Raw genomic sequence first — 10,444 nt, 5'->3', positions numbered from 1 at the left:
CAGCGGGTGTGTAGCAGACGGGTCACCTCGCAAAGCTGAAACAGTCGGTACTTGCCGAGTTCTGCCGACAGGCTCTCGACGGCTGCGGACAACAGTTGTTCAGCGGCCTCGTGCGGTCGCTCGGCGTGGGACATTTCGGACCAGTAGCCAGCCAGCTCCTGCATGCTCGACAACAGCACATAGGTGTGCGGGTCCAGCACAACCGGTTGCCGTGCGGCCTTCCGTGCACGATCTTGGCGCAACTTCCGGCGATGTCTTCTCGAAGCCATCTATCAAGGACACCACAGAGCACCGACAATAAAGTCTCGGACGAGATAGCCCGGACCGCTGCAAGCAATCCCTACAGGGCGTCCTGGACAAAGATTGCCGAGGTGGCGGTGGGTTTTACTGGTTGTCGGGACATGGCGTCTATTCGGTCTGGCCATTGGTTGTATCGTTGCTCGGCGGCGGTGAAGGCCGCTTCGTCACCGGGGTATTCGACGACCCAGGTCAGTTCGGCGTTTTCGCGTGTGATGCAGGCGAATCGGATTTCGAAGCCGTAGGCCCGGCGTATCGGTACGAGGTCTTCCAGCCACCAGTGGACGAATGCGTCGAGTGTGTCGGGGGTGAGCCGGTATCGGCGCAGTTGCAGAGTCGTGCCGGTCATCGGCAACCCCTTTCTCGGTTTCGGCTGGGCGGCGAATTCGGTGCCGATGCCCGGTGAGGACGCTGGGCAGGGATCATCTCGATGCCTGTTCGACGGCCCGGATGGTTTCCGGGCCGTCGTGCGTGCCGGCTGAGTGGATTATCGACGCGGGAATGAGGATGACGGCTTTTATGCCACCGTAATCGGATTCGGACAATGTCACCCGAATTCCGCTGCGACCGGCCAGCAAGGCCATCACGATCAGGCCGAGGCGGGAATTGCTGGACAATCGCAGGACGCTGAGATCGGGCGGCTGCCGTAGCATCGCATTGGCCTGGTCACGGTCGGCGGGCATCATGCCCAAGCCTTGGTCGATGATCTCGATGACCACCCCCTCTGCCGACCGACGCGCCCACTTCGGTCTTTGTTCATTTTGATGCCGGATATATGGCACGGCTGGTGCAGTGGAGCCTCGGGTCTTCGCCGTGCGACCGGCGACGCCCGTGCGCTCACGGGTGTCGTTCGTGCAGCAGTTTCTTCTGGACCTTGCCCATGGCATTGCGGGGCAGGGCGTCGATCCGGTGGACCTCGCGTGGTCGTTTGTGTTTAGAGAGGTGTTCCGCGGCGAAGTCGATCACGGATTGTTCGTCGGAAGTGTCGCCGACGATGTAGGCGACGATGCGCTGGCCGAGATCGGGATCGGGCACGCCGATGACGGCGGCTTCGCGGATCAGTGGGTGTGCCAGCAGCGCGTGCTCGACTTCTCCGGCGCCGATCCGGTAGCCGCCGGACTTGATCATGTCCACGGATTCCCGGCCGGCGATCCGGTGGAATCCGCCCGCGTCGATCGCCGCGATATCGCCAGTCCGGAACCAGCCGTCGGAGGTGGTGACCTCGGCGGTCTTCTCCGGATTGTTCAGGTAGCGATCGAACAGGATGTCGCCCTGGATTTCGAGTCGGCCCAAGGACTCACCGTCGTGCGGGCACAGGTCTCCGGACTCGGCGCGGATGCGTGTCCGCACGCCGGCGAGAGGAAGACCGACCCATCCTGGGCGTCGCTCGCCATCGGCCCGGGTGCTGATCGTGATCTGCGTTTCGGTCATCCCGTACCGTTCGATCGGCCGGATTCCGGTGAGCGCGGTCAGTGACTCGAAGACGGGAACCGGCAAGGGCGCACTTCCGGATACGAGCAGACGGGCGCCCGACAACGCGCGTGCCGAATCCGGGTCGGCACAGATCCGCGACCAGACGGTCGGGACTCCGAAATACAGGGTGCCCGCGGCCCGCGCGTAGCGTGCGGGGTTCGGGCGCACCGTGTGCACCAGCGGCGAGCCGATGCGCAGGGCACCGAGCACGCCGAGGACGAGGCCGTGGACGTGGAACAACGGAAGTCCGTGTACCAGAACATCTTCCGGTGTCCATTGCCAGGCTTCGGCCAGTCCGTCCAGGCCGGCGGCGATGGCGCGGCGCGACAGCACCACGCCCTTGGGCGCCCCGGTGGTTCCCGATGTGTAGATGATCAGGGCCGTCGTGGCGGGATCCGGCTCGGGGTACGTGGTGGCGGAGCGGGCCTGCGCGTCGACGGGCACCGTCGGGAGCCGTACGTCGGGATGCTGTGTGCCGAGCCACAATTCGGCTCCCGAGTCGGTGAGGATGTGGCGCCGTTCCGTGGTTCCGGAATCCGGCGGCACGGGAACGACGGGCACTCCGGCGAGCAGGCAGCCGGTCACCGCGATCACGGTCGTGATGTCGGGCACGGCATCCAGTGCGGCGGACCGGCTGCCGGCGACGCGGTCTGCGACGGCGGTCGCGGCGGCGAGCAGGTCCTCGCGGGTCAGCGTCCGGTCGCCGATCGTCACCGCCGGTCCGGCGGGGGAGGTCTGCTCGTGCAGAGATGTCAGCAGTGCCATCGCGGTCGCTTTCTGATACTCGGGGCTGCGTGCGGCGGTCAACGTCCGGCCGAGCCGACGATCGGGGTGCGCAGCGTCCCGAGGTTGTCGATCGTGACTTCGACGACGTCTCCGTCGTGGAGCAGCCATTCCGGATCACGCGCGTATCCGACGCCGGACGGTGTTCCCGTGCACAGGATGTCCCCGGCCCGGAGGGTGAGCGTCTGCGACAGGTGGGCCAGCGTCGCGCCCGCCTCGTGGATCTGCAGACTGGTGTTGCTGTCCTGGACGACCTGGCCGTTGACCAGGGTCCGCAGCCGCAATCCCGCCCGGAGATCGCCGGCTTCGTCCGCGGTCACCAGCGGTCCGATCGGACCCGACCGATCGGCGTTCTTGCCGACAGTGAACTGCGAGGTCAGCTTCTGCGCGATCCGCGCGGTCAGGTCGTTGAACGTCGAATAGCCGAGAATGGCCTCGCGTGCCTCGTCCGCGGTCACCGCACACAGGTCGCGGCCGACCCAGGCGGCGACCTCACCCTCCCAGTCCAGTCCTCGCTCATTGGCCGGGACGGGAGCACTGACGCCGCCCACGGTCAACGATCGCGTCCAGCGCCCGAAGATGGTGGGGTGCTTGGGCAATTCCTGATTGCGGAACGATCCCTCGTCCACATGGTCCTGATAATTCAGCCCGATGCACAGAACCCGGGCATCCGGCAGTGCCGGAGGAACAACGACCACGCGAGGATCGGTGCCCACTGTGACCTCGCGGCCGTCCGGGTTCGCCGTTGCCGCTCGCGGATCGGCCCAGAAGTCACGAAGTTCTGCGATCAGGGTCGCGGTCCCGGTCGTCGGTGTGTCGACCGTCTCGGTCCGTGCGACCCAGACGTCCTTCCCCGGCCGGGAACCGGCAATACCGATCAGTCGCACGAGGTTTCCTTTCGTCTGTACTGGATGTGGTTGTGTGACGGTCGAATCCGGAAATCAAGCGGGCCCGTCGAGTTCGTCGTTCCGCCCGGTGCACAGGCAGGCCAGCGCATGCCCGTAGTCGTTGCCGTTCGGGGTACGAACGAGGGTGTGGATGTGGAAGCGCTCCGGCTTCTCGTTCGCGAGGAAGATGCCGGCGTGATGGTCGAATTCGACCATGATGACCGGGCTCTGGATCCGATAGTAGAACGTGTCCTCATCCCCAGTGCCGCCGATCCAGCACAACCACGTGTCGTCCAGGTGTTGCCGGATCTCGGCCATGCGTGCAGCGCGGGGCCCGTCGGGCTGATAGTCGAGGTGCTGTTCCACCAGGCGCAGGAGCAGGTCCCGCTGCGGTCCGTCGAATTCCGCGACGGAGACTCCCTCGTGCGGGATCACCCGGTTGTCGCGGAACGCGCCACCGAGATGCAGCTCGTCACCGTAATGGATGCGACCAGCGGGTATGGCGCTGTCCCGTTTGTCGTGATAGAGGATCGCCTTCTCGGCCAGCTCCGGCGACAGCGCCCGGATCATCGCGAGCGAGTCGGCCTCTAGGCCGGTGAACACCGTGGTACCGGCATACGGGCCCTCGTCGATCTCGTTCGGCTCCGCGCCGAAGAAAACCGGCGTGAAAACCTGCTGATCACCGATGAACAACGTGTTCAGGGTGAGGTGGTGGCCGTAGAGGTTCCATCCCCAGGGCTGGTCCGGCGCGGGCGTGCCGAAGATGTTGATGTTGTAACTGCCCTCGCAGAGGATCTTCGGCAGCCCGACCAGGTCGCCGAGGAATTTGTTGATCCGCATGAGATCCACCGTCTTGGCATAACCTCGCGGGCTGGTGCTCGCCCGGATCAGGTTCAGCACCAATTCGTTCGTGGCGCCGTCCAGATCCTCCAGCCGCAGTCCGTAGCGCTGGAGATAGAACTCGGGATTCATCCATGCCCGCCACACCCTGCTGTCGAGCGGATGGGATACCGCGAGCCGTTGCGGCTCGTCCAGGTGCTCGAGCAGTTCGGTGACAGCCCGCCGGGCGGCGTCATTGGGTGCGGACTCGTTCGTTCCGAGGCGGAACAAATCGGTCACCAGGGTGCCGTCGTCGGTGATCCCGGTGAAGCGGGTCTGCTCGAACAGGTCGAGCCACTCGTCGATCATCGGGCCGATGACCGGCATGTTCCGATGAGCGTCGGCGTACTCGACCAGATCGAGCTGATCCAGACCGGCCAGCCGTGGATGATCGAGGGGGTACAGGAACTTGCGGAACTCACCTGTCATATCACTGCCCGCCTGCATTTTTCGGGGTGCCCGCCGTCGTCGAGACGAAGCCTTCGACCAGGCGCACGAATTCGTCCGGGACGGTGTTCTGCAGATCGTGCATTCCGCCGGGGATCAGCCGGAATTCCGCCGACGGTATGGCCGCGCGAATGGTGTCTTCTACGCTGGGCAGGAGGATCTCGTCTCCGTCACCGAGGAGGGCGAGGATCGGGGTCGAATTCCAGTCGATCGCCGCGATCGCGGTGTCGGCGAGCATATCCGGCTCGGTCCACCGGAACATCCGCATCCGGTCGGCCATCTGCCGCGCCACGTATTCCTTGGTGGCCCAGGGCTTGTTCGGATGAATGACCGGTTCGGGGTAGGCCACATCGCCGGACTCGTCCGCCCCGGCGGGCGAGTCACCCGGCGGTGGGGGAGGGTTGCGCAGGTCGGCGGGGGATGCGGGTGCCATCGAGCCTTCGAGGACGATCCCCGACACCCGATCCCGCAACTGGGCGGTCAGGTGCAGCGCGTTCGCGCCTCCCATCGACGTTCCGATCACAAAGAACGGCCCGTCGACCAGTTGCGTGGCGGCCTCGGCCAGAATGCGGCCGATCTCGGCCTGCGGCATCGGGCGGCCGACCTCGGGGGCCGAGCCCCAGCCGGGCGGGTTGATCTCGACCACGCGATACCGCTGTGCCAGCCGATCTTTGGCCGTCGACTTCTCGAGTCCCGCCGAACCCGGCAGGGACACGATGACCGTCGCGGCATCGGCGGGCCCGGCCTCGGCGTAATCCAGGGTGAATTCGCCGGACCGGACGGTGCCGGTCCGGAATGCTGCGCCGGGAAGGTTCACAACGCCACCTCTTCCAAATCGGGTCGGTCTGCGGTCGTTTCGACGAGCGACAACTGCCGCCCGAGCTCGGCGACGAGGTCGGCGGTCGCCGCCGCTCCGTCGGCGATACCGAACAGGTACAGGTCCGGACGGCTCAGGTACGCGGTGGCACCGTGTGCGCCGAGGAAATCCCGGTATGTGCCCTCCACGTCCCGGGTCTGTCCGGGGCCATCACCGAGCACGACGACGTGCGCTCCGATCGCTTCCAGCAGCTGCCGGTGAGGTTCTTTGAGCACTTCGTCGAGCGGGACCGTCGTGACGAGCTGGAATCCGAAACCCACGATGTCGTCTAACAGCGCTTCGCGGCTGTCGATCACGACCACACCCTGCGGACTGAGCGACCCCGCGGGTGCCCGCACCGCACCCGACTCGTCGCGCTGGAGGATGCCGTCGGGCAGGGGTGGGATCGGTGGAACGGTGAAGTTGCCGGACCGCATGAAGGCGTCGCGCTGTGCCGCCGCGTCCGGATTCTCTTCGCTGGTCGCCGCCCATGCCGCGAGGGAACCGTGAATGAACGGCAGGACGTGCTTCATCCGTTCTGTCTCGTACGAATCGAGCAGCGATTCGTCCGCGAGGCCGCGCAGTACGAGATCGAATTTCCAGGAGATGTTGGCGCCGTCCCGCATGGCCGAGCACGATCCCTGCGCCATATGGGGTGTCATGGCATGTGCCGCGTCACCGCCGAGGAAGATCCGGCCCTTGCGGAACGATGCGGCGATCTGAGAACGGAACCGGTACAGCACACGCCGGGTGATCCGCACCTTGTTCCGGGGGATCCCGATCCGGTTTTCGAGCCAGGCGTACCCGTGCTCGTGATCGAGCTGCGTCGAGGGATCGACGTTGCCGACGACCTTGACGTCCGTGCGGCAGCGTCGCGCGCCGTTGGGCCCCCAGTAATAGGGTTGCCGGGGATCCATGTGAATCTCGGTCGCGGGTTCGGCGATCGCGGGATCCAGAATGTCGAAATCGGTCAGGAACCACTGATCGTCATGCTGTCGAATGACGTCGACATCGATTCCCAGCGTATTTCGCACGGTGCTGTTGGCGCCGTCCATGCCGACCACATAGCGTGCCGTCACCTGCTGCTCGGTCGCCTCCGACCCGGTGCCGACCGACGTCCGGGCAGTCACCCGGACCGCGTCGCCCAGGTCGTCGACCGAGGTCACGGTCGTGCCCCAGCGAACCTCCACATTCGCGAACGACGCGATGCGCTCGTCCATCGCGGCCTCGATATTGGGCTGATGCAGGCTCAGATGCGAGGGATGCCCGCACAACGTGAAATCCCACTCGTGTCTGACCGCGAGCTTGTCGTCGGCACCGTACATGTAGCCATACGGCTGAGGCAGTGAATCCTCGAGGGCTTTCGACGCATCCGAGGCGTGCTGCAACAGGCGCGCGATCTCGCCGTCTAGCGTGCTCATCCGGGGAAGCCCATACGGTTCGGGGAACTGCTCGAACACCAGCACCCGATGCCCTGCCCGGCCCAGCAGGGAGGCCAGCATTTCACCACCCGGGCCGTAGCCGACCACCACTACATCAACATCTGTCATCGTCGACACCTCCTAGATATATGAAGATATATCACGCTGTGCTGATGGTCACAATCGCCGTTCCGCCCTACGGAACACCTGAGCTGACCAGCTCATTCTTGTCCACTTGGGGAGGCGGCGGTGAAGCGGACAACCGAGCCGCGCCCGGTTCGGTGGGCGTCCCCAGGGTCGGACGGGTGCCGTGACATTCTGCGGAAACCTGCTGCGGACCAGGGCGCCACCCGTTCGAAATCCGGATCCGGGCCCGCGGCGGCCGGATCCGCAATACCTAGGATGTACCGTTGAGTAGGTTCGGTGCCGGTCCCGAGTGCCGACGTACTGCGAAATATTCGGAACCCAGCCCATTCGCCTTGGAGGAAGCGGCCTGCTCATGTCGACCGAGTTCGTGCCCCTGAATCTTCCGGACTTCGCCGATCCGCGTAAGTTGTCCCAGGCCGACCTCGCATACCGGAATCTGCGCTCGGCCATTGTCGGATGGCAGGTGGAGCCCGGTGCGTGGGTTACGGAGGCCGGATTGCAGGAGCTGTCGAATCTCGGCCGTACCCCGACGCGCGAGGCGGCGAACCGGCTGGTGGCGATCAAGATGTTGCACGGCATTCCGCGGAACGGTTATCAGGTGGCGACCGTGACCGTGGACGACGCGGCGAGGCTCTACGATGTGTGGGAAAGTCTGGCGCCGATGGTGGGCCGTGCGCTGGGCGGGCATGTCCACCCGCGTATCGCCGAGCTGGTTCGGGGCCTGGCCGACGATCCCGGGGAGCACGATAATCCGCTCCTGGTGACCGAATTGGTGTTCGACGAGCTCATCCGTGCAACAGGTAACAGATGGCTGGGAACAATTGCCGCACCATTGTTCGGTCATCTTCAACGACTCTGGATTCTGACATTGAGGCTTGCGGACAAAGACTCCATCGCCTCGGCCTGGGCGACGATGCTGCTCTCGTTCGACAGTGAGGAAGCCGTAGCCGAGTCGGCCTTCGTGGATTTCACTCGGCAGAGCCGGGCACTCACACTGGAATCGGTTGGCCAGTACCTCCGTGAGCACGACGAGCTGAACAGCATCTGGCAGTAGTTTGTGCCATCGCGCCGACCAGTCGCCCGGCAGCTGATGCGCGAAACGGCGACGGACCCCGGGACTGCTTTGCCGCCTGATCCGGTGATGTATCACCCCAAGCGCTGAGGCGGTAGCTGTCGTTCCAGGCGCGGAGGGGCTGTCTTCGTGAGGGGTCACGCCCGGTTGGTCGACACCCCCGCGGAGGCCGACGTCGCGGTACTGCGGCTGCAGGCGCCGTTTCGAAGCTCGCGGCGAGGCGGGGTCGTTCGAGTCGTTCTTCCACGTCGGCTCGCTGGAATTTCCCGCCGAGGAGGTCGAGCGGATCCGCACGATCTGCCAGACTGTGCCGACCGTCGTCGATGTCTACCTCGACAGGTCGGCTATCATCACGAGCTTCGCCGAGGCCGCCGATTCGCTCGTGGTCAACTTCGGCGCGTCGGCGGACGCGTTCGTGCAGATACTGTCCGGCGAGGCCGAACCGATAGGCACATTGCCGTTCGACCTGCCATCCTCGATGGCAGCGGTCGAGGCCAGCCGACCGGATGTCCCGTTCGACACCACGGACCCGCTGTTCAGCTTCGGATACGGCCTGCGATGGCAGAGCTAGGTGAACTCGAAGGGCTGCTTTGTGTTTCCGGCTCGCGGCGGCGGGCGCCAACAGCGGCACTGGCACGGACGGGATTACCACACCAAAAGACAGAATCAACCTCTATGCATCACGCATCATCATACGAGAGGCGGTGTCAAGGTATTTTTTTCCGTCGAAATCCGGATTCAACCCGGACTGCACGATGTAGCCGATGCAAATGCCCAGGCAGACGGTCGCCTCGGCTTCAGCCTTGGTATCAGCGTCCGGAATCCCGTTTTGCGTGTACCAGATCCCGATCTGTCTGCGAAAGACGGCGGTGATGCCCGTAGAGATGTTGTCCGCGAGTTCGCCGAGCTCTGGTTCCAGACCTGCTGCGGCCCATAGCTGAATCAGCAACCTCGATCGAGCCTGCCCGTACACGTCGCCGGCGAGGAACTCGCGAACGAGCTGGGCGGGACGATGGCCGGGCCCTGACTCCTCGAGTTCATCCGCCCTGATCGCGAAGAGCTCGAACAGCGCGGAGCTGACGAGACCGGCCTTGCTCCGGAACTGGCTGTAGATCATCCCCGCCGAGGAACCGGATGCCTCGATGACATCGGAAATCGACATCCCTTCGTATCCCCGCTCGGAGAACAGCTCGATCGTCGCTGCGATGATCCGTTCCCGGCGCGCTTGTCTGGTTTGCGCGGTGATCCTCGGCACGGATCAACCCTAATCGGAACGACCGTTCTTGACAGCACGGAGGCAGGCGGCAAAGATGAGAACGATCATTCTGAATAGGTCTGGGATTGTGCGAACGCCCCGATCCGGCCTAACCCAGCGATTGGATGGTGATGCGTTTCATCCTCAAGGCATGGCTGCCGCTTCTCAACGTGGGTGCACTCGGTGCACTCGCCTACCTGCTCGTGCGCTGGAGCGACCTCACCGCCGCCCACAAGTTGTCGTTCGTCGTCACGATTCTGCTCGTGCTGCATATCAACGAGGAGGAATGGGCTCCGGGCGGATTCGCCTACTTATTCAACGTGCTGCTCCACAAGAGCGCGGCCCCCGACCGGTACCCGATGAGCCCGGTGATCGCTATGGTCGTCGACGTCGTGGTCTGGTCGAGCCTCTTCCTTCCGGCCCTGTTCTTCCCTCACGTGATCTGGCTGGGTTTGGCGCCGATGTTCCTCGCGATCCTGGAAAGCGTCACGCACGGCGTGCTCATCGGGATCGTCTTGCAATGGCGTGGCCGGGGCTGGTCCCCATACAACCCGGGACTCGTCACCGCGGTTCTTCTCGCCGCGACCGGCGCCGTCTACATCGTGGTAGCTGTGTCGGACCATCTCATAGGTGGACTGGACTGGTTTTGGGCGGTGCTCTATTTCATCGGCACGGTGTTCGTGGGACTGGTACTACCTGAACAAGGCTTCAGGTCGGTGACCGCGCGGTGGGCATTCACCCCGGAACAGACCTTGGGCTACTACCGGCGCTACACAACAGTGGAAGAGACGTTCGGCGGACTCCAGCCCGCCGGGGCGCAATGAGTAGCCCACAGAACCGAGTGCGGACGGTTGTGTCGTTGATCAGAGCGGCATAACCGCCGGTCAGTGACTCGGTAGGTCTCGTATCTGCTGGTAGTGAATTCGC

12 protein-coding genes are annotated in these 10,444 nt (G+C 64.6%); 3 read left to right on the top strand and 9 right to left on the bottom strand.

The features are described 5' to 3' along the window. The 8 genes from JZ791_RS20555 to JZ791_RS20520 all read right to left on the bottom strand — a co-directional run. Nucleotides 1-200 (bottom strand): hypothetical protein (locus JZ791_RS20555; protein ID WP_216896783.1); only part of this gene is annotated, 200 nt, incomplete at its 3' end. Nucleotides 201-340: 140 nt separating this feature from the next. Next, nucleotides 341-646: a hypothetical protein gene (locus JZ791_RS20550; protein ID WP_216896782.1), complete on the bottom strand. Its 306-nt coding sequence runs from the start codon at nucleotides 644-646 to the stop codon at nucleotides 341-343. 73 nt (nucleotides 647-719) lie between these two features. Beyond that, on the bottom strand, nucleotides 720-1,016 hold the full coding sequence (locus JZ791_RS20545; RefSeq protein WP_216896781.1) for a hypothetical protein: 297 nt from the start codon (nucleotides 1,014-1,016) through the stop codon (nucleotides 720-722). Between the two features lie 118 nt (nucleotides 1,017-1,134). Continuing rightward, on the bottom strand, nucleotides 1,135-2,535 hold the full coding sequence (locus JZ791_RS20540) for an acyl-CoA synthetase (RefSeq protein WP_216896780.1): 1,401 nt from the start codon (nucleotides 2,533-2,535) through the stop codon (nucleotides 1,135-1,137). A gap of 38 nt (nucleotides 2,536-2,573) precedes the next feature. After that, nucleotides 2,574-3,440 carry a fumarylacetoacetate hydrolase family protein gene (locus tag JZ791_RS20535; RefSeq protein WP_216896779.1) on the bottom strand — a complete coding sequence of 289 codons (867 nt, stop codon included), beginning with the start codon at nucleotides 3,438-3,440 and terminating at the stop codon, nucleotides 2,574-2,576. Between the two features lie 54 nt (nucleotides 3,441-3,494). After that, nucleotides 3,495-4,748, bottom strand: a complete 1,254-nt coding sequence (locus tag JZ791_RS20530) for a DUF3500 domain-containing protein (RefSeq protein ID WP_216896778.1) — start codon at nucleotides 4,746-4,748, stop codon at nucleotides 3,495-3,497. 1 nt (nucleotide 4,749) lies between these two features. Continuing rightward, nucleotides 4,750-5,583 (bottom strand): alpha/beta fold hydrolase, encoded by an 834-nt coding sequence (locus JZ791_RS20525; RefSeq protein WP_216896777.1) that lies wholly within the window; start codon nucleotides 5,581-5,583, stop codon nucleotides 4,750-4,752. Beyond that, on the bottom strand, nucleotides 5,580-7,172 hold the full coding sequence (locus JZ791_RS20520; protein ID WP_216896776.1) for a bifunctional 3-(3-hydroxy-phenyl)propionate/3-hydroxycinnamic acid hydroxylase: 1,593 nt from the start codon (nucleotides 7,170-7,172) through the stop codon (nucleotides 5,580-5,582). The genes JZ791_RS20525 and JZ791_RS20520 overlap by 4 nt, the downstream gene beginning before the upstream one ends. Nucleotides 7,173-7,542: 370 nt before the next feature. Between JZ791_RS20520 and JZ791_RS20515 the strand changes: the two genes are divergently transcribed. Together JZ791_RS20515 and JZ791_RS20510 are read left to right on the top strand one after the other, a co-directional pair. Then, nucleotides 7,543-8,244 (top strand): GntR family transcriptional regulator, encoded by a 702-nt coding sequence (locus JZ791_RS20515; protein WP_216896775.1) that lies wholly within the window; start codon nucleotides 7,543-7,545, stop codon nucleotides 8,242-8,244. A gap of 274 nt (nucleotides 8,245-8,518) precedes the next feature. Then, nucleotides 8,519-8,833, top strand: a complete 315-nt coding sequence (locus tag JZ791_RS20510; protein ID WP_216896789.1) for a glycoside hydrolase family 3 C-terminal domain-containing protein — start codon at nucleotides 8,519-8,521, stop codon at nucleotides 8,831-8,833. A gap of 102 nt (nucleotides 8,834-8,935) precedes the next feature. Here JZ791_RS20510 and JZ791_RS20505 read toward each other — a convergent pair whose 3' ends face one another. Beyond that, nucleotides 8,936-9,517 carry a TetR/AcrR family transcriptional regulator gene (locus JZ791_RS20505; RefSeq protein WP_216896774.1) on the bottom strand — a complete coding sequence of 194 codons (582 nt, stop codon included), beginning with the start codon at nucleotides 9,515-9,517 and terminating at the stop codon, nucleotides 8,936-8,938. 131 nt (nucleotides 9,518-9,648) lie between these two features. On the opposite strand from JZ791_RS20505, the gene JZ791_RS20500 reads away from it, so the two are divergent. Then, nucleotides 9,649-10,341 carry an HXXEE domain-containing protein gene (locus JZ791_RS20500; RefSeq protein WP_216896773.1) on the top strand — a complete coding sequence of 231 codons (693 nt, stop codon included), beginning with the start codon at nucleotides 9,649-9,651 and terminating at the stop codon, nucleotides 10,339-10,341. Nucleotides 10,342-10,444: the final 103 nt, after the last annotated feature.

Origin of the sequence: Nocardia alni (assembly GCF_019038435.1) — a bacterium.
GTDB classification, from domain to species: domain Bacteria; phylum Actinomycetota; class Actinomycetes; order Mycobacteriales; family Mycobacteriaceae; genus Nocardia; species Nocardia alni.
The sequence above is the reverse complement of the archived record's forward strand: the minus strand, read 5'-3'. Positions and strand labels throughout refer to the sequence as shown.